Here is a 25,541-nt window from a genome sequence, read left to right as displayed (position 1 = left end):
CGAAACTGTCACCTGATCGTGCAGCAGACCCATTGCCCGACGGGCATCCCGTGCGTGACCTCGTACAAGGCGACGCCAAGATCCAACGCGGTGCCGAAATGCCCAACTCGCGAGCCGATCTTCTTCAAGGCCTCGGTATCAGCTGCGCTATATATCTCGCCTGACGGGTTCCAGGGGTGGCCAGGCTGCATCGATTTGACCGTCTGGTTCACGGATGCTTCTGCGCCAGATATGCCTTTGCCCGCAAGCGACGCGCTGTCGACGAGTTCCTTCGGAATCTGGCCGTGCGACATGCCCGTAGCAGCTTGTGCCGCACCTTGCGGAGACATGCCCATTTGTTGAAGCTCCTCTTGTACCTTCGCGATGACCATCATGCGGGCCTGTGCTTCGGTTTGGTCAAGCGCCGCTGTGGCTTGATCGGGTGTCAGGCCGGGCGCATTGGCTAGTCCGCGCTCTAGCTTCGCTTGGAGGTTCAAACGGTCCCGAGCGCGGGTGCGCGCGTCGCCACCCAGCACTGGATCACTGGGGAGTGGACCCTGTGTCTGGGCGGTGATGAAATCGTCGAGTCGTTCGCTCGCGTAGCGTTTGGCGAGCAATGATCAGAACCTGTGGATGAGCCTCGGCGAGGCGGCGTAGGAAAGGGCGCACCTTCCCGAGGATGATCTGAATGTCGAAGGTCTGATCAAGAGCCGGCGTTGGCGCGCTGGTTCGGGAAGGTACGCCCATGCTCACGGTAGTTCACGATGCGGATTCATCCAACGAGGATGCTGGCTCGTCGCGGTCGTTGCTCGATGAGATTGTCCGCGACGGTGCCCGCCAGATGCTGGCCGCAGCGTTGCGGGCTGAGGTCGCCGCCTACATCGAGGCTCATGCCGGTGAGCTTGATGAGAACGGGCACCGGCTGGTGGTGCGCAATGGCTATCACCGCGAGCGCGAGGTGCTCACCGCGGCGGGCGCGGTGAGTGTGACCGCGCCGCGGGTCAATGACAAACGTGTTGACCCGGACACTGGTGAGCGGCAACGGTTTTCCTCGGCGATCCTGCCGGCGTGGGTGCGCAAGTCGCCGCAGATGACCGAGGTGTTGCCGTTGCTGTATCTGCATGGCTTGTCGACCAGTGATTTCGGTCCGGCGTTGGAGCAGTTCCTGGGCTCGGGTGCCGGCTTGTCGGCCACGACGATCACCCGACTCACCACGCAGTGGCAGGACGAGGCCAAGGCCTTCGAGGCCCGTGATCTGTCGGGCACCGACTACGTCTACCTGTGGGTCGACGGCATCCATCTCAAGGTGCGCCTGGAGCAGGAGAAGCTCTGTTTGCTGGTGATGATCGGTGTGCGCGCTGACGGCCGCAAGGAGCTGGTCGCGCTCACCGACGGGTACCGGGAGTCGGCCGAGTCGTGGGCTGATCTGTTGCGGTCGTGCCGACGTCGCGGGATGACCGCACCGGTGCTGGCCGTCGGCGATGGGGCCCTGGGGTTCTGGAAGGCCGTGCGTGAGGTGTTCCCGGCCACCGGCGAGCAGCGGTGCTGGTTTCACAAGCAGGCCAATGTTCTTGCCTGCCTGCCAAAGTCGGCTCATCCGGGGGCGATCGCGGCGATGCGGGAGATCTACAACGCCGAGGATATCGACCACGCGCAGGTGGCGATCAAGGCGTTCGAGGTGGACTACGGCGCCAAGTACCCCAAGGCGGTCGCCAAGATCGTCGATGACGCCGATGTGCTGCTGGAGTTCTATAAGTACCCGGCCGAGCACTGGGTCCATCTGCGCACTACCAACCCGATCGAATCAACGTTTGCCACGGTACGTTTGAGGACCAAGGTGACCAAGGGGCCGGGTTCACGCGTCGCCGGAATGGCCATGGCTTACAAGCTGATCGACGCCGCGCAAGCCCGCTGGCGAGCCGTCAACGCACCGCACCTGGTCGCTCTGGTCCGGGCCGGCGCGATCTTCCACAAAGGCAAACTGCTCGAGCGACCCACCGACATCACCCCGTCGGCGGACTCGGCACCGACCGAATCAACTGGAACGGAGGTCGCCTGAAACAAGCCGATCCACAGGTATTGACAATTCCTCGGCGTTTGGCTTCCGGCGTCGCGTTGGGGTTAGTGGCTGTGGCGTAGTCACGGAGTCGGTTTGACGCAGCCTGCTTCTCGGGTGACCAAGGGCCGGGTGCGTTCGCCAACACCTCATCGGCCGAGCGGTGGCTAGAACCGTACTTGTCGGATGAGGATTGTCCTGGTGCGGCGTCTGCGATGCCATCCGCGCCCGTCGTCGGGTCTGCGGCGTAGCCTTCGGCCACCATTGCAGCCCGGCCTTTGCTGAGTTCGTCTGTGTAAGCAGTGCGGATTGCTTTGCATTCATCAACAGCGGTGCAAGTGCGACTTTCGGCGGCACGCTTAAGGTCGTCCCACTTGGCGCTCTCGCCCGCCCTTGATGCTTCTGCGATCCGCGCATCGATCTGTAGGTCGTAAGACTTCAGGGCGCCTTCCAATAGGGAAATCGAAGTCGCGGAGCTGCGTTGGGACTGTGCAAGTGCGGCGGCGATGCTCTCGAGACTGACTGCGAGCTTAGAAATCTGCAGCTTGCTGAGGTGAAGACTCTCCGTCACGCGGACTACTTCGGCGGCATCGTTGATCGGGTGACCGCCACCGTCCTGCCGGTCCCACGCTGATCCGAAGCGCTGTTTGGCGACAGTAAAGTCGTGCTCGGTTTCGGTGATACATCCACTCGCATTGCGGAATGCGTTTGCCAATTCGTCAATCTCACCGGGGGCACCACTTTGGATGGCGCTGTCCATTTGCCATGGATCACCGCCGGCGGCACTGACCAATTCTTGGATGCTGAGATGTTTTAGTTCAATTGACATGTGGGCTAAATCGAATCGGCCGCCGTCTTGATCGAGCCAGCTCCCGCTGCGTCCTGAGCGTCAAAGATTGTTGCGGCTGAGTTGGTGCGTTCCGCCAGCGAATCCAGATGCGTACGGAAACCACTCAAAGTGGTTGTATGGGTTTCGTGGCAGTCGACGAGTGACCGGTGGAAGTCGTGGGCGTCATCGAAATCCCCGAAGATACCCGCTGATATCGAGGCATCTGCAAAACGGCTCGCCCCTTCATGCGCGATAGCGCCGGCGCTCTGGGCGAATGCTGCGCCCATCCGCAGCAATGCGGAATCTATATACATGTTGCCCCCCGTTTCCCCAAAGACCAGGGTACCGCGCCTTCGCAGGGGCTGACGACGGGAAATTTGCGGGCTCAGTTCACGGCGAAACCGTGTCGTTCGAGTGGGCGCAAGGACGATGGATCCGTCCCTTCGACGAAAAACAGCCATGCCATGCCAGCCTCGTCGGTGTGGGTCGCATACCGATACTTACCATCGAGATTGGGTGTATCGGTGGCAACATCAGTTGGCCTGGCATACACCGCGACGTACGTGGATGGCGATTCCGGCCTGCCCATGCATAGGCCCCACTCTGTGGCATGGCTGATGAGCGGGCTGGTTTGGTGCGTGTTTATCACTGCCGGACTTCCGCACGCGGCCGTGATCCACACGAAGCCCTCCTCCGATTGGAGCGGTGAAGAGGCCGGCGCGACCGGCGACGAGGAGGCTGCTGACGATGTGGTTGGTGTCGACGACGCCGACGTCGATGCGGCTGAAGTTGATGCGGCGGGAACAGCCTGCCCACCGGTCTGCCCGCAGCCCGTCAGTGCCGTGGTGGCGGCCAAACCCAGCGTGGCCAGCGACAATCCGACAATGGAACGCGATGCGCGAATTTCCTTCACAACCGTCAGCCTAGTGGAGAGAATTCGTCCCAAGTCTCCGCAGTTTCTTCACAATCGCTGCCGGTAAGCCCAACAAACCGCGCTTACAGTCGGAAGGCGTGAAGCGGAGTGGGGCCAGCCCGCGTACATACTGCTGGCTAATCAGCGTCCGTCGCACCAGGTGCGGTGACGGGTATGCCCACGGAGGTTGCCGCCGTCATCATGCGTTTGTCATATGTGACCAGTGCGGTCAACGGCGCGTACGAGCCGACGATGTGCGAGGAGGCCAAGTGGATGGCATCGAGCGATCGCAGGTTGGGGTCAGGGTAGGCCGCGGCGGTTGCGCGCACCGCCGCGTCTATTTCCAGCCGGATCAGCCGGGCCATCAGTGCGGGTATGGCCGGTAGGTCGTCCGGGGAACTGGCCCGCACAGCCCTGATGAGTTCTACCTCGGCCAAAACGGATGTGGCCCAAGGGATGTCGGGGCGCTCATCCAGCCAATCGGCCAACGCTGCTGATTCGGGCTCTTCGCAGATGAGCTTCACCAATGCCGATGTGTCCAGATAGATCACCGGCGATCGTTTACCTTTCCTCGTCGCGAAGGCGGTCCAGAGCGGCACTGACCGATTCGCCAGTGCGGCTGCGGGACGGGCGAGGTGCTGGGCCGTGGAGTGTGGCGGGATGCGCGCGCCCAGCGCTGATCAGCGCGGCCAATGGATTGGGGTTAAGTGGGACGATGCGGGCGATCACCTCGCCCCGCTCGGTGAGTTCGATTTCTTCTCCGTGTTTGACGCGTGCCAACACCTGTGAGGTCTGCTGGTTGAGCGTGCGGATCGAAACCTCAGTCATATGCCAAATGTAGAACGTGAGTGTTCTACGTGCAACGCGCATGGGACTCGCTGCGTGAAGCGGTGTTCTTCGGGGTCCCAGATCTGCACAGTTTCTTCACAATGACTGCCGGTAAGCCCCACAAACCGCGCTTACAGTCGGAAAGCGTGAAGCGAATCCTGGTGGTCGATGACGAGCCGACCATCCTGTCCTCGGTTGCGACCCGGTTGGGCGCCGAATCGTTCCAGGTGGAGACAGCCGTCGACGGGCCTTCGGCGGTGGCCGCCGCAGCAGCGACGCAACCCGACCTCGTGGTGCTGGACGTCATGCTGCCCGGCTTCGACGGGCTGGAGGTGTGCCGGCGTATCCAGGCGGAGCGTCCGGTGCCGGTGCTCATGTTGACTGCGCGCACCGACGAGACCGACATGCTGATCGGCCTGGGGATCGGTGCCGACGACTATCTGACCAAACCGTTCAGCATGCGCGAGTTGGTTGCGCGGGTGCGGGTGTTGTTGCGTCGCATGGACCGGGCAGCCGGAGACCAGCCATTGTCGGTGGGGGAGTACCGCATCGATCTTGCCGAACGTCGCGTGCACCAGGGTGACATCGAAATCCATCTCACCCGAACCGAATTCGATCTACTGGCCTTTCTCGCCGGGCGGCCCCGGGCCGCGGTCGACCGCGAGACGCTGCTGGAGCACGTCTGGGGCTGGGGGTCGGGGGCCGAGACCCGCACGGTCGACAGTCATGTCAAGGCGTTGCGTCGCAAGCTCGGCGCGGAGCTGATCCGGACCGTGCACGGTGTTGGGTACGCCCTCCAGGTGCCGCGGTGAGCGCACTCGGTGAACTGTGGGACCGGCTGCCCAGGCCGCTGGACCCGTTCGCGTCCTTCAAGGTCAAGATGGGCCTGCTGGTGGGCGGGGCAATCTTGTTGGCTTCGTTCACCTTTTGGATCGGCGCGAGTTGGCAGTTCCGGTATGCATTGCTGTCGGCGCTGCTGACCTCACTGCTGTTCACCCAGTTCATGGCGCACGGGATGACCTCGCCGTTGCGGCAGATGACGGCCGCGGCCCGCGCTATGGCCAAGGGCGACTACAGCATTCGGGTTCGCGCCACCTCGCGTGATGAAATCGGCCAACTGGCAACGGCATTCAATCAGATGGCAGCCGATCTCGGCGCCGCGGACGAGTACCGGCGCGGGCTGATCGGCAATGTATCCCATGAACTGCGCACGCCCATCACCGCATTGCAGGCGGTCCTGGAGAACGTCGTGGACGGCGTGGTCGAACCCGACGCGCAGACCATGCGGCTGGCGCTGTCGCAGACCGAGCGCCTCGGCGAGCTGGTGACCGACCTGCTGGACCTGTCCCGCCTCGAAGGCGGGGCAATCGCCTTGCAGATCAATCGGTTCGATGTTGACGCGTTCCTGCGGGATGCCGTCGAGCACGTCCCGGTGTCGGAGGGTGACGTGGCAGTGGTGGTCGAGGTGGCACCGCCCGGGCTCACGGCTCTGGCCGATCCGGCGCGGCTGCGGCAGGTGGTGGTCAACCTGGTGGACAACGCGATTCGACACAGCCCGGCCGGCGGCAGTGTGTCGGTGCGGGCGACGCGCGAGGCCTCTGGCTTGCGGATCGAGGTGGCCGATCAAGGGCCGGGTATCGCGCCGGCCGAGCGTGAGCGGGTCTTCGAACGGTTCACCCGCGGTGCCACTTCGGAAGGCGGCACAGGTCTGGGCCTGGCGATCGCCCGCTGGGCAGTCGAGTTGCACGGCGGAGTCATCGACGTGGTCGAGACGAAGGTGGGATGCCGCTTCCGGGTGAGCATTCCGGGATCAGAGGAGGCGTCCGCGTGACGATGCTGATGGGAATTCCGGGGCAGCCGATGGTTCCGCCGCTGATCGGACCGGCACTGCCGCGCCGGGGTGAACCCGGCTGGACGATGTTGCCGCGGCGAGTGTGGCCGGTCAGCCCGCTGGCGGCAGCGCCACATCGGGTCATCCTGCTTGCCACGCTGGCCGGTCTGTTCGGAACCGCGCTGTGGCGGCCGTCGTCGCTGAGCGTCGGCTACCTGGTCGTCGGCGTGATGGTCTTCGCCGTCGTCTACGGCAGCGCCGAGCGTCGACCGACGCGCACGGAATGGGTCGGCGTGGCGCTGACCTTGGCGCTGCTTGCGGTGCCCGCGCTGCTGGCCGCCGACTGGCTGGGCGTGCTGTGCATCATGGCGGCCTGGATCGTCGGGTGGTGCACGTTGTTCGGTGGGCGCACCTGGACGGCCGTGGTGACCGGGCCGTTCCTGGCGTGGGCGCTGCCGGCTCGCGTGCTCGGATGGACGCGTCGCGGGGTCTCGGGCCGGGTCGGTATCGCCAACCCGGTTCGCGTTGCGGGCGTCATCGGTCTCACGGTGTTGCTGACGTTGGTGTTCGGTGCGTTGTTCGCCTCGGCGGACGCGGCTTTCGCGCATCTGGTGGGCAAGCTGCTGCCGCGCTTCGACGGTGTCGACATCGTCGCCCGCATCGTGGTCTTCGGCATGGTGGCCGGCTTCGTTTTGGGCGGTGCGTACCTGACCCGGTTCGCGCCGCGGCTCGATGTCCTGGCGCCCAAGCCGATGAAACCGGTGCCGCGTTGGGAGTGGGCCCTGCCGCTGGGGGTGCTCGACGCACTGTTCGTCGCGTTCGTGGCGGTGCAGGCCGCGGTGCTGTTCGGCGGTCACACCCACGTGCTGGAAACCGAGGGGCTGACCTACGCCGAGTACGCCCGGCAGGGCTTCTGGCAGTTGTTGTGGGTGTCGGCACTGACGCTGTTGGTGCTGAGCGGGGTGATCCGGGTGGCGGGGCGCGTCACTGCGAGTGACCGCCGCGTGCTCCGGGTCTTGACCGGAATCCTCTGTGCCACTTCGGTTGTCGTGGTCATCTCGGCGATCCACCGGATGTGGCTGTATCAGCAGGCGTACGGATTCAGCACCGACCGGCTGATGGTGATCACCATCGAACTCTGGTTGGGCGCGGTGTTCCTGCTGGTCGCCATGGCCGGGGTGCGGATGTCGGGGCGCTGCCTGCCGCACGCGGTGCTGGCGGCCGGCGTGGTCGCCCTGCTGGGGCTGGCGGCACTCAACCCCGAGCGCCTCGTCGCCGACCGCAACATCGACCGCTTCGAGCAGACCGGCCAACTCGATGCCGAGTACCTGTCCCGGCTGTCGTCGGACATCGACCCGGCGCTGCACCGGTTGCCCGAGCGTCTGCGCGCCTGCGTGCGATCGGATCGCGCGCACGACGACCCGTGGTACCTGTTCAACCTGTCCCGGTCGAAGGCGGACAGGCCGGTGGCAGCCGACCTGCCCGATTATTGCGATCAATACTGGTCATACCGCGACTAGCGGATCGCCGAACGTGAGCCTATAGCGAGATTGGTCGCCGGGTGGGTTACGCCGCGGATTGCGGTCATTATCGAGCAGCAATCCTCAGCCTAGTGGGGGTCAACGTGAATCGTCGAAAGAGGCCGTGACCTTCGCCGCAAGGCCGGACGAGTGACCCATGCAAACGTCAGTAGAGCCAGAATTCTGCGATTTATCGCCATTTAGCTCCCGTTGGGCGAGTAGGACAGAATCTGTCCCACACAGTGGTGACACTCACTGGCCCACTCAGTCGCCCTAACAAGCGCTTGGTTGCTATGCTGTTGCGATGGCGTCACCACCGCCCAGCCAACCCGCGACCAGGCGCGACGAGCTTCTTCAGCTCGCCGCGGCGATGTTCGCTGAGCGTGGGCTGAAGGCAACCACCGTCCGGGACATCGCAGACTCGGCAGGAATCCTGTCAGGCAGTCTCTACCATCACTTCAAATCGAAGGAACAGATGGTCGAAGAGGTCATGCGGGACTTCCTCGATTGGCTGTTCACCCGGTACGAGCAGATCATCGCCACCGAGCCCGATCCGCTGGCGCGTTTCAAGGGTCTGTTCATGGCGTCGTTCGACGCCATCGAGCACCGGCACGCGCAGGTCGTCATCTACCAGGACGAGGCCAAGCGGCTCGGGATCCTGCCGCAGTTCGCTTTCGTCGATGAGCGCAATCGCCAGCAGCGCAAGATGTGGGTCGACGTCCTGAAGCAGGGAATGGCGGAAGGCGTTTTCCGGTCCGACCTCAATGTCGACCTGGTGTACCGCTTCATCCGTGACACCACCTGGGTGTCGGTGCGCTGGTACCAGCCGGGTGGCAAGTTGACCGCGGAAGACGTCGGGCAGCACTACCTGACCATCGTGCTCGGCGGCGTCGCGGTAGCTCCGTAACGCCTTGCCGCCAAATGAGTTTCACCCAAAGAAGGAGATGAGAAATGGCCGCATCTGAGGCGTACGTCATCGACGCTGTGCGCACCGCCGTCGGCAAGAAGGGTGGTGCCCTCGCCGGCTACCACCCGATCGACCTCGGTGTAGAGGCGTACCGCGGGATTTTCGCGCGCAACGACATCGACCCCGCTGCGTTCGACGACGTCATCGTCGGTTGCGTCGACGCCATCGGTGGCCAGGCCGGCAACATCGGTCGCCTGACGTGGCTCGCCGCCGGCTACGACGAGGCTGTCCCCGGCACCACCGTCGACCGACAGTGCGGTTCCTCGCAGCAGGCCATTTCCTTTGGGGCCCAGGCGATCATGTCCGGCACCGCCGACCTGATCCTCGCCGCCGGTATCCAGAACATGAGCCAGATTCCGATCAGCTCGGCCATGATCGTCGGCGAGCAGTTCGGCTTCACCTCGCCGACCAACGAGTCGAAGCGCTGGGTGGAACGCTATGGCGACCAGGAGATTTCGCAGTTCCGCGGCGCCGAGATGATCGCCGAGCAGTGGGACATCTCCCGTGACGAGATGGAAGAGTTCGCGTTCAACAGCCACCAGCGGGCGTTCACCGCGATCCGTGAGGGCCGCTTCGACAACGAGATCATCCCCGTCGGCGACTTCAAGGTCGACGAAGGCCCGCGCGAGAGCACCCGGGAGAAGCTGGCCTCGCTGAAGCCGCTGGTCGAGGGTGGTCGCCTGACCGCCGCGCTGGCGAGCCAGATTTCGGACGCGGCGTCGGCGACGCTGCTGGCCTCCGAGGCCGCGGTCAAGGCTCACGGACTCAAGCCGCGCGCCCGTATCCACCACATCAGCTGCCGCGGCGACGACCCGGTGAAGATGCTGACCGGCCCCATCCCCGCGACCAAGTACGCGCTGGAAAAGACCGGCCTGAGCATCGACGACATCGACGTGGTCGAGATCAACGAGGCGTTCGCGCCCGTCGTCCTGGCGTGGGCCAAGGACCTCAAGGCCGATCTGTCGAAGGTCAACCCCAACGGCGGCGGCATCGCGCTGGGCCACCCGCTCGGCGCCACCGGTGCCAAGCTGTTCGCCACCATGCTCAACGAGCTGGAGCGCACCGGCGGCCGCTACGGCCTGCAGACGATGTGCGAGGGCGGCGGCACCGCCAACGTCACCATCATCGAGCGCCTCTGATTTCAGGCACGCCGAAACTGCCCCTTTCCCCTGGGAGAGGGGCAGTTTTGTGTCTGTCCGGGTTTATCGGTTCGGACCAGCGGGCATTCGGCAATCATGTTGAGGTCCATCGTCGTCATCTCCGTGGCAGCAGCCGCTCTCGGCGTCAGCGCCTGTTCGGACGAATCGCCGCCGCCGGCGACGTCCACCTCCAGCTCCACCTCGACGACGGTGACCTCGACGGAGATCATCCCGGGCGTTCCCATCGGTCCGTCGACACCGCCGACGACCCCGTCGACGCGGGCCAGCACCAGCACCGTCACGGTCACCGTGCCGCCGTCCAGCGTGACCGTGCCCAACCCGGTGCCGGTCATGCCGGCCCCGCCCGGAATGGGACGCTGACTATCCGGGTCGGTGACCTAGTAGCGCGCCGATGGCCTGCTCGGCCTTGCCGACCTCCAGTGGTTCACCGGTGATGATGTCGGCGTAGAGGAATGACTCCACGATGCGGACGATGAGGAACGCGAGGTCGCGCGGGGGCAGTGGTGGATCGAGCTGACCCGCGGCGATCTCGTCGTTGAGCAGTTCTTCGATCGCGGCGACCAGGCGGCCCTGCAGGGTGCCGGCGCGGGTGGCCAGAATCCGCAGGGCGCGTTCGGGTTCGCGGCGCAGGAACGCCTGGAAGAAGCCGGCTTCATCGATCACCGTGGCGTAGTGGCCGACGGCCCGTGCGATGTGTGCGGCGCCGTGCCCGGGTGCCGCGGCGATCGATGCCTTGAGCGTGGGCTCGGCCAGTGACCACAGGATTTCGGCCAGCAGTTCGTCGCGCCCGCCGACCCAGCGGAACAGCGTCGCCCGGTTGATGCCGAGTTCGGTTGCCAGTTCCTGCATTTCGATGCGGCGACCCTCGATGAACCAGCGACGCGCGATGCGGAACGCCTCGAGCGGGTCGGGTCGCCGGTCGGTCGATGCCAGCATGCGTCCCAGCGGTGTCTCGCTGATGGGGCACCTCCTGTTCATCCCGCGGCCTTCGCATCATGGTAGCGGCTGATGTCTGAGTGAGATATATCTCGATCAGTCTCGAGTATGCATCATATCTGGATATGATGCACGAGTGACCCCGAGCGACTCATCTTCGATCCTTGATCTGTTCCGTCTTGATGGCCGCGTCGCGGTCGTCACCGGCGCCTCGAGTGGCCTCGGCGTCGGCTTTGCGCAGGCACTGGCCCAGGCCGGCGCCGACGTCGTCCTGGGTGCGCGGCGTGATGACCGGCTGGCCGAGACCAAGGCGCTCGTCGAAGCGGCAGGTCGCAAGGCCGTCGCCGTACGCACCGACGTCACCAACCCCGACGACTGCAAGGCGTTGGTGCAGGCTGCTGTCGATTCCTTCGGGCGCGTCGACATTCTGGTGAACAATGCGGGAGTGGGCACGGCCGTCCCGGCGACGCGCGAAACGCCCGAGCAGTTCCGGTCCGTCATCGACCTGAACCTGAACGGGTGTTACTGGATGGCGCAGGCGTGCGCCGCCCACATGCAGCCGGGCAGTTCGATCATCAACGTCAGCAGCATCCTCGGCCTGACCACCGCCGGCCTCCCTCAGGCGGCGTACGCGTCATCGAAGGCGGGTCTGATCGGCCTGACCCGGGACCTCGCCCAGCAGTGGACAGGACGCAAGGGCATCCGCGTCAACGCCCTGGCGCCCGGATTCTTCGCCTCCGAGATGACCGAGCAGTACGCGGACGGCTACTTCGAGAGCACCGTCCTGCCCCGAACCCTGGCCGGAAGGCTCGGGCGCACAGAGGAACTCAGTGCCGCGCTGATCTTCCTGGCCAGCGATGCCAGCAGCTACGTCACCGGAATCACCCTGCCCGTCGAGGGCGGCCTGCTCACCAGCTGAGCGCCAAAAACCGTCTAGGAGAAGAACACTCGTGAAGCAGCTCAGCGGCATGGACGCCACTTTCCTCTACCTGGAGACGCCGACGACATTCGGTCACGTCACCGGGTTGATGATCTTCGAGCGGCCCAGCGAGGAGTTCGATCCGTACAGCGCCGTCCATGCGAAGTACGCCTCGCTCATCGGTGAACTCGAACCGTTGCGCCGGCGACTCGTCGAGGTGCCGCTGGGTCTCGACCACCCGTACTGGGTCGACGACCCGAACTTCGATCTTGACTTCCACATCCGCGAAATCCATTTGGCCCGGCCGGGAATGGTCGACCAGCTGGCCGACCAGGTGTCCCGCATCGTCGGCCGCCCGATGGACCGGAGCCGGCCGCTGTGGGAGGTCTACGTCATCGACGGCCTGGACAACGGCAACTGGGCGATGCTGACCAAGTACCACCACGCCACCATCGACGGGGCCGCCGGACAGCTGATGCTCAACATCCTCACCGACACCGAACCGGACGCCACACCGCCCGGCCCCGGCCCGGCCTGGGAACCCGAATCCCTGCCCAGCGACATCGACCTGCTGCGCAGGGCCGTCATCAACCTGGCGGGCCATCCGGTCAAGGCGCTGCGGTTCCAGACCCGGTTGGTCGGCCAGCTCGCCGACGCCGCGGGTATCGACAGCATCGGCAGCGCCGCCGGCAAGGCCGGCTCGGCCATCAAAGCCATTGCGCGCCTTGGTAAAGAAGACGGCCCGAGGATTCCGCTACCCACCTCGGCCGCGCCACCCACCCCGTGGAACAAGCCCATCACCGGGCATCGGCGGTTCGCCATGCGCACCGCGTCGCTGGAGAACGTCAAGCAGCTCAAGACCGCGACGGGCGGCACGGTCAACGACATCGTGATGGCGATCTGCGCCGGCGGTCTGCGCAGCTACCTGCAGGCCCACGACGCGCTGCCCGACGGCCCGCTGCGGGCCATGGTGCCGGTGTCGATCCGCACCGGCGACGAAGAGGACCCCTGGACCAACCGGGTGTCCGCGATTTTCCCCGAACTGCCGACCGACTGCGCCGACCCGCTCGAGCGCGTGGCCCGCTGCCGCGCGGCGATGCTCGACGCGAAGCGCCTGCTGAATCTGGTGCCCGCCAGTCAACTCGGTGACATGGCGCAGGTTTCGGCACCGGTGCTGTCGACGTCCGCGATGCGGCTGGCGTCCCGATTCGGGCTGGCACACCGCATCGCGGCCACGCCCTTCAACCTGGTGATCTCGAATGTGCCCGGTCCGCGCAAGCCGCTGTACTTCGCGGGAGCGCAGCTGGTCAATCAGTTCCCGGTCTCGATCGTCACCGAAGGACAGGGACTCAACATCACCGTCGTGAGCTATCTGGACCGCCTGGACTTCGGCTTCATCGTCGACCGCGAGCTGGTGCCCGACGTGTGGGACCTGGCGGACATGCACATCGACGAGATCGGCCGGCTGATGGCGGCCAGCGGCGCCCAATGGGTTCAGGAGCCGCAGCCCCCGGCGCCGCGACGCGGACCGGTCCGCGTCGTTCAACCCGGCGACGCCTACTGACGGGCTCTAGTGTTGAGGGGATGAGTGGTTCGGGCGACGAGAGCTTTCTGACCGTCGTCATCGCGCTCGGTGCCAACGCCCTGATCGCGGTGGCCAAGACCGTCGCGGCCGCCGTCACGGGCAGCGCGTCGATGCTCGCCGAGTCGGCGCATTCCTGGGCGGACACCGGCAATGAGGTGTTCCTGCTGATCGGTACCCGGCAGTCGGACAAGCCGGCCGATGCCGAACATCGGCTGGGCTACGGCCGGGCGGGCTACATCTGGTCGATGTTCGCGGCCTTCGGGTTGTTCACCGTCGGCGCCGTGGTGTCGATCTGGCATGGCATCCAGTCCCTCAACGGCGAAGGCGAGGCGACGTCCTACGGCTGGGCCTATGCGGTGCTCGCGGTCTCGTTCGTGTTGGAGGGATCGTCGTTCCTGCAAGCGCTGTCGCAGACGAAGTCCGGCGCGCTGGAGCGACGGATCCATCCGTTGCGCTACATCCGCGTCACGTCGAACCCCATGCTGCGCGCGGTCTTCGCCGAGGATCTGTCGGCCCTCATCGGCATCGTGATCGCGACGGGCGGCATCTTGGCCCACCAACTCACCGGCAACGCGGTCTGGGACGCCATCGGCTCGATCCTGGTCGGACTGCTGCTCGGGCTGGTGGCGCTGTTCCTCATCGGACGCAACATGGATTTCCTGACGGGGGAGTCCGTCACGCCGCTCGCGCGCAACAACGCCCTGTTGGCCCTGCTCGACCATCACGACATCGAGCGGGTCAGTTATCTGCACATGGAATGGGTTGGGGCGAACCGGATCTATCTCGTCGCTGCCGTCGACCTCGTCGGTGACGCCGCCGAATCGAACGTCGCCGCGCGGCTCAACGCCATCGCCGACGCGTTGGCGGACCGCCCCGAGATCGTGCGCGCCGTGCTGACCCTGACCCGGCCGGGCGACACCACCGATCTGCGTCCGACCGCGCTACCCGAGTGGTATCGCTAGTCGGGGTTGATCGGCGCGCGGTGCGCCGTCGCGACCAACGCGCGCGCCAGCACCGAGCCAGGCTCGGCGGCGCTGGTGACCAGCGCGACCGTCGCCGTCACCTGGGGTTCGTCCAACGGAACCACCCGCACTCCGTCGGGCGGGCGCAAAGTGTCCAGCCAGGTCTGGGGGACGATGCTCGCCCACCGGCCACCGCTGACGTGCGCCAGCAGGGACACCACCGAATCGGCCTCGAGCCGCGGCGTCGCCGTCAGGCCGTGCGCCGCGAGGACGTCGTCGAGCAGCTGGCGGCCGCGCATCCCGGTGTTCAACAGGCACAGTGGCAGTTCCAGGGCGTCGGACCAGGTCAGCGGATTCGGCTGGCTGGCAAGCAGTTCGGCGCCGGCGATCAGCACCTGCCGTTCTTCATAGAGCGGCGTGACCGTCAGACCGGCGGTGTCGACGCCGTCGGGGTAGATGACTCCGGCGTCGAGTTCGAATCGGCGGATGCGCTCGACGATGCCCGCCGAACGCAGGCTGCTCTCCAATTGCACTCGTACCAATGGATGTTCGAGGCAGAAGGGATCGGTCAGCAGGGCCACCGTGCCCGACGCGGCCGGGATGACGCCGAGCCGTAGCTCGCCCGTCAGACCCGTCTGCAACGCGGTGACCTCGTGGATGAGTGCGTCGTGATCGGCCAGAATCCGGCGGGCCCACAGCACCAGCCGTTCGCCTTCGGGCGTCAGACCCTCGAAGCTCTGCCCGCGCCGTACCAGCGGCACCTTGAGTTCGTTCTCGAGCTTGCGGATGGCCTCGGACAACGCTGGTTGCGAGACGTAGCAGGCGGCAGCGGCGCGCGCGAAGTGCTTCTCGCGCGCGAGCGCCACGAAGTATTCGAGCTGGCGGAAGAGCATGGATTATTCGATCACGTCTGATAGGTGGCGCCTATCAGGCTGTCGAAAATTGCCCTTGGACGTGGGGCTCCCCTGCCTAGCAGACTTGTCACATGACCGACCGGAGCACTGAGCAGCGAACCGAGTCTGACGAGCAGGGTGAACCTGAGTTCAAGCCCTACCATCATCCCGCCGCCGGCTGGGGTGCGGCGATCAGCGTCACGAAGTTCCTGGCGCGTGAGCGTGAACCCATCAGTGGACCGCACGCGATCATGAAGATGAACCACGAGGACGGTGGCTTCGACTGCCCGGGCTGCGCCTGGCCCGACGACATGAAGGGCCTCAAGCTCGACATCTGTGAGAACGGCATCAAGCACGTCACGTGGGAGATGACGCACAAGCGCTGTGGGCCGGAGTTCTTTGCCCAGCACACCGTTTCGGAACTGGCGGAGTGGAGCGACTTCGCGCTCGAAGACACCGGCCGGCTCACCGAGCCGATGGTGTACGACGCCGAGACCGACCGCTACAAGCCCATCAGTTGGCGCGACGCCTTCGACCTCGTCGGCCGCGCGCTGGCGGAACTCGACGACCCGAACCAGGCGTCGTACTACACGTCGGGGCGGCTGGGCAATGAGGCGACGTTCCTCTACCAACTGCTGGCCCGGGAGCTGGGCACCAACAACCTGCCGGACTGCTCCAACATGTGCCACGAGGCCAGCGGCCGCGCCATGCAGGCGGCGCTGGGCACCGGCAAGGGCACCGTCGACCTTGAGGACTGGGAGACCGCGGACGCGCTGTTCGTCATCGGCGTCAACGCCGCGTCCAATGCGCCCCGCATGCTCACCGCGCTGTCGGAGGCCTACCGCCGCGGCGCGCAGATCGTGCACATCAACCCGCTCGTCGAGGCCGGCGCCACCAAGACCATCATCCCGCACGACTTTCTGCGGATGGCGACCTTCAAGTCGACCAAGACCAGCACGCTGAACCTGCAGCCCCGCATCGGCGGTGACATGGCGCTGATCCGCGGTATCGCCAAAGTTGTTCTGGAACAGTCGGAAACGGACCCGAAGGCACTCGACATCGAGTTCATCGAGCGTTACACCGCCGGGTTCGAGGCCTACCGGGCGGCGGTCGAGGCCACCTCGTGGGACGAGATCGTCTACAAGTCCGGGGTGCCGGAACGCGATATCCGCAGGGCCGCCAAGATTTACCGCGACTCGGACCGCAGCATCATCAGCTGGTGCCTCGGCGTCACCCAGCACGAGCACGGTGTCGACAGCGTCCGGGAGATCGTGAATCTGCTTCTGCTGCGCGGCAATCTGGGTCGCGAGGGTGCCGGGCCGTCACCCGTGCGCGGGCACAGCAACGTGCAGGGCAACCGCACCTGCGGCATCGACCACCGGCCGACCGAGGAGTTCCTGGCCCGGCTGGGTGAGGTCTGCGGCATCGACCCGCCTCGCGCGCACGGCCTCGACACCGTCCACACCATCGAGGGCATGCACAGCGGCGACGTCAAGGTGTTCATCGGTATGGGCGGCAATTTCGCCAGTGCCGCACCGGATACCGCGTACACCTTCGCGGGCCTGCAGAAGTGCGAGCTCACCGTCCAGGTCAGCACCAAACTGAACCGCAGCCACGTCATTCACGGCCGGCAGGCGCTCATTCTGCCGTGCTTGGGCCGCACCGAGAAAGACCATCAGAAGGAGGGCATCCAGTCCACCTCGGTCGAGGACTCGATGAGCATGGTGCACCTGTCGGTCGGCATGAAGAAGCCGGCCTCGCCGCACCTGCTGTCCGAGCCGGCGATCATCGCAGGTATCGCCGCGGCCGCGCTGCCGAACAGCCAGACGCCGTGGCACTGGTACGTCGAGGACTACGACCGCATCCGCGACACGATGGCCAAGGTGCTCAACGGTTTCGAGGACTTCAACCGGCGGGTGCGGCTGCCGCTGGGCTTCCGGATCAAGCAGCCCGCGCGGGAGCTGGTCTTCCTGACGCCGTCTGGTCGCGCGGAGTTCTCGGCCGTCGAGTTGCCCGACGACACGGTCAGTGAGGGCACGCTGATCCTGGCGACTCTGCGCTCGCATGATCAGTGGAACACCACGGTGTACTCCGACAATGATCGCTACCGCGGTATCAAGAACCTGCGCACGCTCATCTTCATGAATGAGCGCGACATGGCCGACCGCGGCATCAAGGAGTTCGACGACGTCGACATCGTCGCCACCGCGCGCGACGGCAGCGTCCGCTCACTGCGCCGCTACAAGGCCGTCCCGTACGGCATCCCGCGCGGCAACGCGGCCGGCTACATGCCCGAGATGAATGTGCTCTGTGCCATCGGCGATTTCAGCACGCAGAGCGACCAGCCGATCATGAAGAACGTGAAGGTGACCGTGACGAAGTCGGCGGGCGCTTAGCGCCGCGCGTTACTCGCGAGTGCCCGGCAACAGCATCGACACCGCGATGGCGGCGGTGACGCCGATGATGGTGTCAATGCCGCGAGCGGCCAGCAGCACGAGCGGTTCGGTGGGTGCGGCAAGGTCGGTCATCAGCATGATCAGCGGGGTGAAGAAACCCAGCGCCACGGCGTGGTGGTGCGCCATGAACAGTTCGGTGGGGAACAGCAGCGCCATCACGCAGATCGCCAGCACGTACGGGCTGGGCCCCGGCACCAGCAGCGCGGCCGCCACGGCCAGTCCGATGAAAGTGCCGCCCAGACGGTGGATTCCGCGTCTGATCCGGCCACTGGCATCGGCGGCCGCCAGCGGTCCGGCGGCCGCGGCGATGGCCCAGTTGGCATGGTCGACACCCAGTGCCAGGCCGGCGGTGCCCGCGGCGGTGATGGCGAGCGCGTAGCGGCCGGCGTGGACCAGCACGTCGCGGTGGTTCGGCAGGCTGAGGCGGATGGTCGGCGTCATGGCCCGCGGCGCGTCGAGCACACCCAACAGGACACACAGCAAAGCTGTTGCGGCACAAAGCAAGATCGCCGACGATGGCGCCACCCGGCCGGCAGGTACCGTGGCAATGGCACCGAGAGCGAAAACGCCGTAGAACGGCCCCTCCGGCTTGAGCACCAGGTAGTCGGTCACGACAGAGCCCACAGTGGCGAACGCCACCGCAGCGATGACCAGGACAGCCGGTGGCACATGGGAATTGGCGAGCAGCACGCCGATGGCCACACCGAGGACCAGGATCACACCGCCCTGCGTCTGGTGAGCGAATCGCCGGGCGCGGGTTTCGGTGCGGCCGTACATGCCGGTGATCGCACCGAACACCGCGTAGATGATCAGGTCGGGGCGTCCCGCCGCCAGCAGCGCGATGCCGGGGATGGCCAGCCCGAGCGCGACCCGCAGTGCCGGCCGATGGTCTTCCATCGGCGGGGTCATGGCCCGGCGCACGCGCATGTAGACGGTGCGCATCGGCTCACTCCGATCGATGAAACGACTGGCTGAATCAGGTTGTCGTATCCGGGGAGCGGCCGTCAAAGTGGAAATACCGAGCAGGTGATCGGCGGCGCCTATCGAGCGTGTCGCCGCACCGCGTCACCCCAGGACGGGGAAGCTGCGCCGCTTGGCCAGCCGGTCCATACCGGACTGGATGGCGAACTGCACCTCGTCATACATTTTGTCGACGTAGGCGGCGTCGTTGGCACGCTCGGGGTCGGTGTCGACGTAGATCGGGTCGAGCAGCTCGGTGCGGATTTTCGCGGGCAGCGGCAGGTGCATCGGCAGTACCTCGACGGCCAGCGGGAACGGGAAGCCGGCGATGATCGGCATGTTGGCGCCGCGCAACCGCTTTCCGAGGCCGCTCCACTTGGCCAGGAACTTGCCCTCGTTGAGCACGAAGACGGTGTCGTGCCCACCGACCGTCGCCACCGGGACGATCGGCACACCGGACCGGATCGCCTGCTTCACAAAGCCTTTGCGGCCGGCGAGGATCGCCTTGTCACGGTCGCGCCAGGTGCGCATGGCGTCGAGCTCACCGCCCGGCCACACCACGACGTCGCGGCCGGCGGCAAGCGCATTCGTCACCCCGTCGCGTGACGCGGGGATGACGCCGACGGCGCGGAAGTAGTCACCGAGACCGGGGGCACTCATCAGCACGTCGTGTGCGGTGCCGTGCAGAATGCGCTGCCCGTCGAAATGCCGGTACCAGGAGTGCACCAGGGTCCAGGCGTCCATCGTCAGGGAGCCGCCGGAGTGGATGCCGATCAGCAGCGACGGTTCGTCGGGCACCTTGTGCCAGCCGTCGATCTCGAGCCGGAAGTAGTGATCGCACAGGAAGTTCCAGATCGGGTTCTGGACGTACCGCATGAAGGTCGGGTTTGGGATGCCCGGAGCAGGGGCCGGGGCGGCGGTCAGCGTGGTCATGAGTCCTCGTTTGCGGGGTCTGGCCGTCCGCGGCGCCTACCGATCGCGCGAACTATGGCGTTGATCGCGGCAAGGGTCAGAACGGGGAGCAAGGTGACGACGATGTAGGCCACACCACCGATGACAGTCATTCGACCGGTTACCTCTCTGGTGCGGTTTGTCGAGCCTGTTGTAGCAGGTAGGAACCTTGCCGCTGGGGTCGATGACCACGCTACGGAGAGCGCGGGCGTGCCGCGACATCCTCGGGGGCCGAAGATCCGGCGTGATTTCGCGGATATGTTGTCGCGAGAAGCCAACGTCATCTGCTGGAGTTGACAGTCCGGGTGAATGTTGCTGGGGAATCTCGGCTCCCCGTTGATCCTGCGTCTAGGGTCTCCGCTACTCGGGCTTTTGCGCCGTGGTCGCGGAATCAATACCGGTCTCACGTTGATCGTGCGCCCAGGATCCTCGCTACTCGACCTTTGTCTGCGTCAGCGCACAGTCAACGCCCACAAGGCATTTGCTTGTCGAGTGCCCAGCACGCGAAAGCCCCCAAATCCAGAAGATTTGGGGGCTTTGCGCCGGCTGGGGCGGGAACTAGACGATGTAGCTCGTCGCCGCCTGCAGATGTGCGATGGCCTCGTCGGCGATCCGCGGCACCAGTTCGGCGCACGACGGCAGGCTGTCGATAATGCCGGCCACCTGGCCCGACGCCAGCACGCCCGCCTCGGTGTTGCCTTCCACCAGACCGGCTTTCAGCAGCATCGGGGTGTTGGCGGCCATGACGACCTGCGACCAGGTCAGGTCCTTGCCGTGGCGCATGGCCAGGCCGTCCTTGACCATCGACCGCCACGTCATGCCCGACATCTTCTTGAACTTCTGGGCATTGCCGACCGCGGCGACGAAACCGCGTACCGGCGAACCGCTTTCGAGCTTCTCCACCAACCCGGTCCGCAGCACGCGGTGCGGCATGCCGTCGACGCGGGTCGACACCACAGTGCCGTCGAGGGCGGCTTCCAGGTAACGCTGCTTGACGGCATCGGGGACGGTCGAGTCCGACGTCAGCAGGAACCGCGTGCCCATCGCGACGCCGGCGGCGCCGTAGGACAGCGCGGCCGCCAGGCCACGGCCGTCGAAGAAACCACCCGCGGCGATCACCGGCATGCCGGTGTCCTTCACGGCGTCCAGCACCGACGGCAGCAGCAGCGTGGTGGCGATCGGGCCGGTGTGGCCACCGCCCTCGCCGCCCTGCACGATCACTGCGTCGGCGCCCCAGCTCGCCACCTTCTTGGCGTGCTTGGCCAGGCCGACCGACGGGATCACCACGACCCCGGCAGCTTTCAGCTTGGCGATCAGCTCGGGCTTGGGAGCCAGGGCGAAGGAGGCGACTTTGACTCCTTCGCGGATCAGGAGGTCGCAGCGGGCGTCCGCGTCACCGGCGTCGGCACGCATGTTGATGCCGAACGGCTTGTCGGTGGCCGCCTTGACCTTGGTGACGGCGGTCTGTAGCTCGTCCAGCGTCATCGTCGCCGACGCCAGGATGCCGAGACCACCGGCGTTGGAGGTGGCCGCGACCAGTCGCGCGCCGGCCACCCAGCCCATGCCGGTCTGCACGACCGGATACTCGATGCCGACCAGTTCGGTCAGCGGCGTCTTGAGCTTGCTCACGCCTTGACTTCCTTGTCGCGGAACGACTTCGGGTCGATCACCTCGCGCAGCAGCTGCAGTTCGTCGGCGGTCGGCAGGCGGGTCTCACCGACGGCGTCCAGGCCGTGCACCTCGAACGAGGTGTTGTCGGCGACCTCGTCGGCCGTCACACCCGGGTGCAGCGACACCGCGCGCATCTGGTGCTCGGGGCCGTTGAAGTCGAACACACCCAGGTTGGAGACCACCTGGTAGACGTTCAGGAAGCGGTACGCGGGGTTGGCCGGATCGACCTTGTCCCAACCGATTCCGGAGACGATGTCGACCGACTCGGCGAACACGCGCTTGGTGTGGTTGCCCACGAAGTAGCTCGTCGCGTGGTTGATGCTGTTGCCGGGCGCGCCGCGGACACCGAACATCTGGCGGGTCGGCTGCTGGATGGGGCCGAAGGCCGACAGGTTCTGGTTGCCGTAGCGGTCGATCTGGTTGGCGCCCATGACCACATGGCGACGGCCCCAGGCCAGCGTCTCGAAAACGCGGTTGAACGGCATCCAGCCCTCGACGGCGAACGGCGCGCCGATCGCCGGGGTGTCGGCCAGCATGCGGGCCTCACCGTCGGTGATGACGATGTCGGGGGAGAAGGTCAGCCGGGCGAGGCGGGCCCCGATCTGCACGACGGTCGTCATGGGGCTGGCCATGATTTCCCCTGCGTCACGGAACAATTCGGCGCAGGCGACGGCGCAGACCTCGGCGCGAGTTGCGTCACTCATTTGGCGGCCTCCTTCTGGGCTGCTTGGGCCTCGGCGAACTTACGGACGGCGGCCTGGTAGTCGGCCTCGGTTCCGGACAGGTAGGTCTTGACGAACTCGGCCCACGTTTCGTCCGAGCCGGCGGCTTCGGCGTAGTGGCGCTGGAACTTCTCGTCGCGCCGGTAGTCGGGCTCGTTGGTGGTGAAGTGGGCGCCGTTCGGGGCCTCGACCACGGTGTCGACCATCATGCGGTTGATGATCTGCTGCTGCGGCACAACCGACTTCACCAGTTCCTCGGTGGAGACGATCTTCTCGACCGACAGGTGGCGGCGCTTGGCCGACATCAGGAACAGGTCGTCGAAGTAGGGGTCGATGCCGGTGTAGGCGGCGTTGCCCTTCACGTCACCGAGGTTCATGTGCACGAACGCGGCGTCGAGGTTCAGCGCCGGCATCGCGACGAGTTCCTCATGCGCACCGTCGGTCTCGTACGGCGAGGTGACGGTCTTGAGCTCGTCGCCCCAGAAGGCGCGGACGTCGCTGCCGAGGCCGGCGCGGATCGGCAGGAACGGAAGGCGTTGCGCGGCAGCCTGCAGACCGCAGCGCAGCATGCCTTCGTCCATCTCGCGGGCCTCGATCGCGCCTTCGATGCGACGGCGTGCGAACCACGGGTCGTAGAACGGCGGCGAGTCCAGCGACACAAAGCCGTAGTAGACGCGATTGACCTTGCCTGCGGCACAGAGCAATCCGAGGTCCGGTCCGCCGTAGGTGACGACGGTCAGGTCGGTGACGTCGGTGCGCAGCAGCGCGCGGATGAACGCCATCGGCTTGCGGCGTGAACCCCAGCCACCGATGCCGATGGTCATGCCGCTCTCGATCTCGGCGACCGCGGCCTCGAGAGTTGTTGTCTTGTCTGCCATATTATTTCGACCCCTTGTTGGTCCCCGCGAACTCGTCGCGGTGCTCGTCGGACACGCCGGACAGATTCAGTTCGAAGGTGAAGCCCTGCTCCATGCGGTAGCGCGCGTTGACGGGCTGCACGTCGATGAAGTTCAGCGCCTCCTTGGCGGCGCGGATCACGCGGGTGTCCTTCGACGCGATGTCGCGGGCGACGCGCAGCGCGGCCTCGTCGAGCTCCTCGCGCGGCACGACCTCGTGCACGGAACCGAAGTGCTGCAACGTCGTCGCGGGCACGGTCGCCGCGGTGAAGAACATCCGGCGCATCATGTGCTGCGGCACGAGGCGCGACAGGTGGGTGGCGGCACCCAGGGCGCCGCGCTCGACCTCGGGCAGGCCGAACTTCGCGTCGTCGGAGGCGACGATGACGTCGGCGTTGCCGACCAGGCCGATGCCACCACCGACGCAGAAGCCGTTGACCGCCGCGATGACCGGGACCTGGCATTCGTACACCGCACGGAACGCCTCGTAGCAGCCGCGGTTGGCGTCGATCAGCGCGCCGAAGCCCTCGGTGTTCTGCATTTCCTTGATGTCGACGCCGGCGTTGAAGCCGCGTCCCTCGGCCCGCAGGATCACGACGTGAGTGCTCTTGTCGCGGCCGGCGGCGGTGATCTGGTCAGCCAGTTCGAACCAACCTGCCGACGGGATGGCGTTGACCGGCGGGTAGTTCACGGTGACCGAGACGATGCCCGGTTCGACTGTCTTGGTGGTGATGGTCATCAGTCACTTCCTGGGGGACGGGTACCTAAGCAAGCACTTGCTTGGTACGCTAGCACAGTGACTGCTGGAATCAATCTGCAATTGGCCGGTCGCGTGGTGCTGGTCACCGGCGGTGTACGCGGCGTCGGCGCCGGCATCAGCGCGGTGTTCGCCGAGCAGGGCGCCACTGTGATCACCTGCGCGCGGCGCGAGGTCGAGGGGTTGCCCTACGAGTTCCACGCCTGCGACGTACGTGACGACGCCGCCGTCAAGGCCATGATCGACGCCATCGTCGCCAAGCACGGCCGGCTGGACGTCGTCGTCAACAACGCCGGGGGCTCCCCGTTCGCGCTGGCCGCCGATGCGTCGGCCAAGTTCAGCACCAAGATCATCGAGCTCAACCTGATTGCGCCGCTGCTGGTTTCGACGCACGCCAACGCGGTGATGCAACAGCAGGACACCGGGGGAGTGATCGTCAACATCTCCAGCGTCAGCGCCCACCGGCCGACCCCGGGCACCGGTGCGTACGGCGCCGCCAAGGCCGGCATCGACAGCCTGACCACGACGCTCGCCGTCGAATGGTCACCCAAGGTCCGGGTGAACTCCGTCATCGTCGGCATGGTCGAGACCGAGCAGTCCGAACTGTTCTACGGCGACGCCGAGTCGGTCGCCGCCGTCGCCGCGACGGTGCCGCTGAAGCGGTTGGCGAAGCCCACCGATATCGGCTGGGCCGCAGCATTTTTGGCCTCCGAGGCCGCGTCGTATGTCAGCGGCGCGTCCCTCGAAGTGCACGGCGGCGGCGAGCCGCCGCACTATCTCGAAGCGTCAAACGCCAACAAGTAAAGGGAGAGACAAATGGGATTGCTCGACGGCCGCGTGGTCATCGTGACGGGTGCCGGCGGCGGAATCGGGCGCGAGCACGCGCTCGCGTTCGCCGCTGAAGGCGCCCGCGTCGTGGTCAACGACATCGGTGTCGGCCTGGACGGTTCGCCCGCCGGTGGTGGCAGTGCCGCGCAGAACGTGGTCGACGAGATCGTCGCCGCCGGTGGCGAGGCCGTCGCCAACGGCTCGAACGTCGCCGACTGGAACCAGGCCGCGGCCCTGATCCAGCAGGCCATTGATACATATGGCGACCTGCACGTTCTTGTGAACAACGCCGGCATCGTCCGCGACCGCATGTTCGCCAACGCCACCGAAGAGGAATTCGACGCGGTCACCGCGGTGCACCTCAAGGGCCACTTCGCAACCATGAAGCACGCCGCCGCGTACTGGCGGGCCAAGTCCAAGGCCGGCGAGACCGTCGACGCGCGCATCATCAACACCAGCTCGGGCGCGGGCCTGCAGGGCAGCGTCGGCCAGGCCACCTACAGCGCCTCCAAGGCCGGCATCGCCGCGCTGACGCTGGTCGCCGCGACCGAGATGGACCGGTACGGCGTCACCGCCAACGCCATCGCGCCGTCGGCGCGTACCCGCATGACCGAGACCGTCTTCGCCGACATGATGGCCACTCAGGACCAGGCCTTCGATGCCATGGCACCCGAGAACATCTCGCCGCTCGTCGTGTGGCTGGGCAGTGTCGAGTCGCGCGATGTCACCGGCAAGGTGTTCGAGCTCGAGGGCGGCAAGATTCGCGTCGCCGAGGGCTGGGCGCATGGCCCCGAGATCGACAAGGGCGCCAAGTGGGACCCGGCCGAGTTGGGCCCCGTGGTCGCCGATCTGCTTGCCAAGGCGCGTCCCGCGGTGCCGGTCTACGGCTCGTAAGCACCGTTGGAAAGCGCCCCCGCAACGA

Annotated in this window: 27 protein-coding genes; 13 read left to right on the top strand and 14 right to left on the bottom strand. The window is 66.1% G+C overall.

What is annotated here, in order from left to right; translation table 11 throughout:
• Nucleotides 1-8: 8 nt before the first annotated feature.
• Nucleotides 9-596: a hypothetical protein gene (locus ACJEIK_RS25520; protein WP_409430477.1), complete on the bottom strand. Its 588-nt coding sequence runs from the start codon at nt 594-596 to the stop codon at nt 9-11.
• Nucleotides 597-724: 128 nt separating this feature from the next.
• Between ACJEIK_RS25520 and ACJEIK_RS25515 the strand changes: the two genes are divergently transcribed.
• Nucleotides 725-2,038 carry an IS256 family transposase gene (locus ACJEIK_RS25515; protein WP_052536990.1) on the top strand — a complete coding sequence of 438 codons (1,314 nt, stop codon included), beginning with the start codon at nt 725-727 and terminating at the stop codon, nt 2,036-2,038.
• On the opposite strand, the gene ACJEIK_RS25510 is transcribed toward ACJEIK_RS25515, so the two are convergent.
• Both ACJEIK_RS25510 and ACJEIK_RS25505 read right to left on the bottom strand, forming a co-directional pair.
• Nucleotides 1,983-2,864: a hypothetical protein gene (locus tag ACJEIK_RS25510; RefSeq protein WP_409430476.1), complete on the bottom strand. Its 882-nt coding sequence runs from the start codon at nt 2,862-2,864 to the stop codon at nt 1,983-1,985. The genes ACJEIK_RS25515 and ACJEIK_RS25510 overlap by 56 nt on opposite strands.
• Nucleotides 2,865-2,869: 5 nt before the next feature.
• On the bottom strand, nt 2,870-3,178 hold the full coding sequence (locus tag ACJEIK_RS25505; protein ID WP_268794089.1) for a DUF2563 family protein: 309 nt from the start codon (nt 3,176-3,178) through the stop codon (nt 2,870-2,872).
• A 291-nt stretch (nt 3,179-3,469) separates the two neighbouring features.
• Here ACJEIK_RS25505 and ACJEIK_RS25500 point away from each other — a divergent pair, with 291 nt between their 5' ends.
• Nucleotides 3,470-3,844: a hypothetical protein gene (locus ACJEIK_RS25500; protein ID WP_131808793.1), complete on the top strand. Its 375-nt coding sequence runs from the start codon at nt 3,470-3,472 to the stop codon at nt 3,842-3,844.
• A 70-nt stretch (nt 3,845-3,914) separates the two neighbouring features.
• On the opposite strand, the gene ACJEIK_RS25495 is transcribed toward ACJEIK_RS25500, so the two are convergent.
• Together ACJEIK_RS25495 and ACJEIK_RS25490 are read right to left on the bottom strand one after the other, a co-directional pair.
• Complete coding sequence (locus tag ACJEIK_RS25495) at nt 3,915-4,328, bottom strand: type II toxin-antitoxin system VapC family toxin (RefSeq protein ID WP_064859690.1); 414 nt, start codon at nt 4,326-4,328, stop codon at nt 3,915-3,917.
• A gap of 10 nt (nt 4,329-4,338) precedes the next feature.
• A complete protein-coding gene (locus ACJEIK_RS25490; protein WP_082934774.1) occupies nt 4,339-4,605 on the bottom strand; it encodes a type II toxin-antitoxin system Phd/YefM family antitoxin in 267 nt (88 codons plus the stop codon).
• A 101-nt stretch (nt 4,606-4,706) separates the two neighbouring features.
• Here ACJEIK_RS25490 and ACJEIK_RS25485 point away from each other — a divergent pair, with 101 nt between their 5' ends.
• From ACJEIK_RS25485 to fadA6, 5 genes are all read left to right on the top strand, one after another.
• Nucleotides 4,707-5,417 (top strand): response regulator transcription factor, encoded by a 711-nt coding sequence (locus ACJEIK_RS25485; RefSeq protein ID WP_064859708.1) that lies wholly within the window; start codon nt 4,707-4,709, stop codon nt 5,415-5,417.
• Nucleotides 5,414-6,436 (top strand): sensor histidine kinase, encoded by a 1,023-nt coding sequence (locus ACJEIK_RS25480; RefSeq protein WP_064859689.1) that lies wholly within the window; start codon nt 5,414-5,416, stop codon nt 6,434-6,436. The genes ACJEIK_RS25485 and ACJEIK_RS25480 overlap by 4 nt, the downstream gene beginning before the upstream one ends.
• A gap of 2 nt (nt 6,437-6,438) precedes the next feature.
• Nucleotides 6,439-7,956, top strand: a complete 1,518-nt coding sequence (locus ACJEIK_RS25475) for a DUF4153 domain-containing protein (protein WP_064859688.1) — start codon at nt 6,439-6,441, stop codon at nt 7,954-7,956.
• Between the two features lie 304 nt (nt 7,957-8,260).
• Complete coding sequence (locus ACJEIK_RS25470; RefSeq protein WP_133426418.1) at nt 8,261-8,863, top strand: TetR/AcrR family transcriptional regulator; 603 nt, start codon at nt 8,261-8,263, stop codon at nt 8,861-8,863.
• Nucleotides 8,864-8,907: 44 nt separating this feature from the next.
• Nucleotides 8,908-10,062, top strand: a complete 1,155-nt coding sequence (gene fadA6, locus ACJEIK_RS25465; protein WP_061006877.1) for a steroid 3-ketoacyl-CoA thiolase FadA6 — start codon at nt 8,908-8,910, stop codon at nt 10,060-10,062.
• Between the two features lie 2 nt (nt 10,063-10,064).
• On the opposite strand, the gene ACJEIK_RS25460 is transcribed toward fadA6, so the two are convergent.
• Both ACJEIK_RS25460 and ACJEIK_RS25455 read right to left on the bottom strand, forming a co-directional pair.
• Nucleotides 10,065-10,415 (bottom strand): hypothetical protein, encoded by a 351-nt coding sequence (locus ACJEIK_RS25460; RefSeq protein WP_409430475.1) that lies wholly within the window; start codon nt 10,413-10,415, stop codon nt 10,065-10,067.
• 28 nt (nt 10,416-10,443) lie between these two features.
• The gene (locus tag ACJEIK_RS25455) at nt 10,444-11,061 is read right to left on the bottom strand and encodes a QsdR family transcriptional regulator (RefSeq protein WP_409430474.1); all 618 of its coding nucleotides are present in this window, start codon (nt 11,059-11,061) and stop codon (nt 10,444-10,446) included.
• A 94-nt stretch (nt 11,062-11,155) separates the two neighbouring features.
• On the opposite strand from ACJEIK_RS25455, the gene ACJEIK_RS25450 reads away from it, so the two are divergent.
• From ACJEIK_RS25450 to ACJEIK_RS25440, 3 genes are read left to right on the top strand one after another with little or no spacing between them, the layout of a single operon-like run.
• Nucleotides 11,156-11,938: an SDR family NAD(P)-dependent oxidoreductase gene (locus tag ACJEIK_RS25450; protein WP_409430473.1), complete on the top strand. Its 783-nt coding sequence runs from the start codon at nt 11,156-11,158 to the stop codon at nt 11,936-11,938.
• A gap of 31 nt (nt 11,939-11,969) precedes the next feature.
• Nucleotides 11,970-13,502 carry a WS/DGAT/MGAT family O-acyltransferase gene (locus ACJEIK_RS25445; RefSeq protein WP_409430472.1) on the top strand — a complete coding sequence of 511 codons (1,533 nt, stop codon included), beginning with the start codon at nt 11,970-11,972 and terminating at the stop codon, nt 13,500-13,502.
• Between the two features lie 20 nt (nt 13,503-13,522).
• Nucleotides 13,523-14,485, top strand: coding sequence for a cation diffusion facilitator family transporter (locus ACJEIK_RS25440; protein ID WP_409430471.1), 963 nt, complete (start codon nt 13,523-13,525; stop codon nt 14,483-14,485).
• Here the strand turns inward: ACJEIK_RS25440 and ACJEIK_RS25435 are convergent.
• Entirely contained in the window at nt 14,482-15,378 is an 897-nt protein-coding gene (locus tag ACJEIK_RS25435) for a LysR family transcriptional regulator (RefSeq protein ID WP_409430470.1), read from the bottom strand. The genes ACJEIK_RS25440 and ACJEIK_RS25435 overlap by 4 nt on opposite strands.
• A 92-nt stretch (nt 15,379-15,470) precedes the next feature.
• On the opposite strand from ACJEIK_RS25435, the gene ACJEIK_RS25430 reads away from it, so the two are divergent.
• Nucleotides 15,471-17,774 carry an FdhF/YdeP family oxidoreductase gene (locus ACJEIK_RS25430; RefSeq protein WP_409430469.1) on the top strand — a complete coding sequence of 768 codons (2,304 nt, stop codon included), beginning with the start codon at nt 15,471-15,473 and terminating at the stop codon, nt 17,772-17,774.
• Between the two features lie 9 nt (nt 17,775-17,783).
• On the opposite strand, the gene ACJEIK_RS25425 is transcribed toward ACJEIK_RS25430, so the two are convergent.
• From ACJEIK_RS25425 to echA20, 6 genes are all read right to left on the bottom strand, one after another.
• Nucleotides 17,784-18,776, bottom strand: a complete 993-nt coding sequence (locus tag ACJEIK_RS25425; RefSeq protein WP_138250831.1) for an FUSC family protein — start codon at nt 18,774-18,776, stop codon at nt 17,784-17,786.
• Nucleotides 18,777-18,899: 123 nt separating this feature from the next.
• A complete protein-coding gene (locus ACJEIK_RS25420) occupies nt 18,900-19,727 on the bottom strand; it encodes a lysophospholipid acyltransferase family protein (protein WP_226519805.1) in 828 nt (275 codons plus the stop codon).
• A gap of 576 nt (nt 19,728-20,303) precedes the next feature.
• Nucleotides 20,304-21,374, bottom strand: coding sequence for a (3aS,4S,5R,7aS)-5-hydroxy-7a-methyl-1-oxo-octahydro-1H-indene-4-carboxyl-CoA dehydrogenase (gene ipdC / locus ACJEIK_RS25415; RefSeq protein WP_064859678.1), 1,071 nt, complete (start codon nt 21,372-21,374; stop codon nt 20,304-20,306).
• Nucleotides 21,371-22,120, bottom strand: a complete 750-nt coding sequence (ipdB, locus tag ACJEIK_RS25410) for a cholesterol ring-cleaving hydrolase subunit IpdB (RefSeq protein WP_135356011.1) — start codon at nt 22,118-22,120, stop codon at nt 21,371-21,373. The genes ipdC and ipdB overlap by 4 nt, the downstream gene beginning before the upstream one ends.
• Entirely contained in the window at nt 22,117-23,016 is a 900-nt protein-coding gene (locus tag ACJEIK_RS25405) for a CoA transferase subunit A (protein WP_064859677.1), read from the bottom strand. Before ACJEIK_RS25405 ends, ipdB begins: the two co-directional genes overlap by 4 nt.
• Before the next feature lies 1 nt (nt 23,017).
• Nucleotides 23,018-23,773 (bottom strand): (7aS)-7a-methyl-1,5-dioxo-2,3,5,6,7,7a-hexahydro-1H-indene-carboxyl-CoA hydrolase, encoded by a 756-nt coding sequence (gene echA20, locus ACJEIK_RS25400; protein ID WP_135356013.1) that lies wholly within the window; start codon nt 23,771-23,773, stop codon nt 23,018-23,020.
• Nucleotides 23,774-23,830: 57 nt separating this feature from the next.
• On the opposite strand from echA20, the gene ACJEIK_RS25395 reads away from it, so the two are divergent.
• Nucleotides 23,831-24,595, top strand: a complete 765-nt coding sequence (locus ACJEIK_RS25395) for an SDR family oxidoreductase (protein WP_064859675.1) — start codon at nt 23,831-23,833, stop codon at nt 24,593-24,595.
• 12 nt (nt 24,596-24,607) lie between these two features.
• A complete protein-coding gene (locus tag ACJEIK_RS25390) occupies nt 24,608-25,513 on the top strand; it encodes an SDR family oxidoreductase (RefSeq protein ID WP_135356014.1) in 906 nt (301 codons plus the stop codon).
• The last annotated feature ends 28 nt before the right edge of the window (nt 25,514-25,541 follow it).

Source organism: Mycobacterium sp. SMC-16, assembly GCF_046250085.1.
Lineage (GTDB): Bacteria > Actinomycetota > Actinomycetes > Mycobacteriales > Mycobacteriaceae > Mycobacterium > Mycobacterium phocaicum.
The sequence above is the reverse complement of the archived record's forward strand: the minus strand, read 5'-3'. Positions and strand labels throughout refer to the sequence as shown.

Coding starts and splice junctions, on each gene's coding strand:
- ACJEIK_RS25515 (WP_052536990.1), top strand. CDS start 725: ATGCTCACGGTAGTTCACGATGCGGATTCATCCAACGAGGATGCTGGC.
- ACJEIK_RS25510 (WP_409430476.1), bottom strand. CDS start 2,864: ATGTCAATTGAACTAAAACATCTCAGCATCCAAGAATTGGTCAGTGCC.
- ACJEIK_RS25505 (WP_268794089.1), bottom strand. CDS start 3,178: ATGTATATAGATTCCGCATTGCTGCGGATGGGCGCAGCATTCGCCCAG.
- ACJEIK_RS25490 (WP_082934774.1), bottom strand. CDS start 4,605: ATGACTGAGGTTTCGATCCGCACGCTCAACCAGCAGACCTCACAGGTG.
- ACJEIK_RS25485 (WP_064859708.1), top strand. CDS start 4,707: ATGACTGCCGGTAAGCCCCACAAACCGCGCTTACAGTCGGAAAGCGTG.
- ACJEIK_RS25475 (WP_064859688.1), top strand. CDS start 6,439: ATGCTGATGGGAATTCCGGGGCAGCCGATGGTTCCGCCGCTGATCGGA.
- ACJEIK_RS25470 (WP_133426418.1), top strand. CDS start 8,261: ATGGCGTCACCACCGCCCAGCCAACCCGCGACCAGGCGCGACGAGCTT.
- fadA6 (WP_061006877.1), top strand. CDS start 8,908: ATGGCCGCATCTGAGGCGTACGTCATCGACGCTGTGCGCACCGCCGTC.
- ACJEIK_RS25460 (WP_409430475.1), bottom strand. CDS start 10,415: ATGACCGGCACCGGGTTGGGCACGGTCACGCTGGACGGCGGCACGGTG.
- ACJEIK_RS25455 (WP_409430474.1), bottom strand. CDS start 11,061: ATGAACAGGAGGTGCCCCATCAGCGAGACACCGCTGGGACGCATGCTG.
- ACJEIK_RS25440 (WP_409430471.1), top strand. CDS start 13,523: ATGAGTGGTTCGGGCGACGAGAGCTTTCTGACCGTCGTCATCGCGCTC.
- ACJEIK_RS25435 (WP_409430470.1), bottom strand. CDS start 15,378: ATGCTCTTCCGCCAGCTCGAATACTTCGTGGCGCTCGCGCGCGAGAAG.
- ACJEIK_RS25430 (WP_409430469.1), top strand. CDS start 15,471: ATGACCGACCGGAGCACTGAGCAGCGAACCGAGTCTGACGAGCAGGGT.
- ACJEIK_RS25425 (WP_138250831.1), bottom strand. CDS start 18,776: ATGCGCACCGTCTACATGCGCGTGCGCCGGGCCATGACCCCGCCGATG.
- ACJEIK_RS25420 (WP_226519805.1), bottom strand. CDS start 19,727: ATGACCACGCTGACCGCCGCCCCGGCCCCTGCTCCGGGCATCCCAAAC.
- ipdB (WP_135356011.1), bottom strand. CDS start 22,120: ATGAGTGACGCAACTCGCGCCGAGGTCTGCGCCGTCGCCTGCGCCGAA.
- ACJEIK_RS25405 (WP_064859677.1), bottom strand. CDS start 23,016: ATGGCAGACAAGACAACAACTCTCGAGGCCGCGGTCGCCGAGATCGAG.
- echA20 (WP_135356013.1), bottom strand. CDS start 23,773: ATGACCATCACCACCAAGACAGTCGAACCGGGCATCGTCTCGGTCACC.
- ACJEIK_RS25390 (WP_135356014.1), top strand. CDS start 24,608: ATGGGATTGCTCGACGGCCGCGTGGTCATCGTGACGGGTGCCGGCGGC.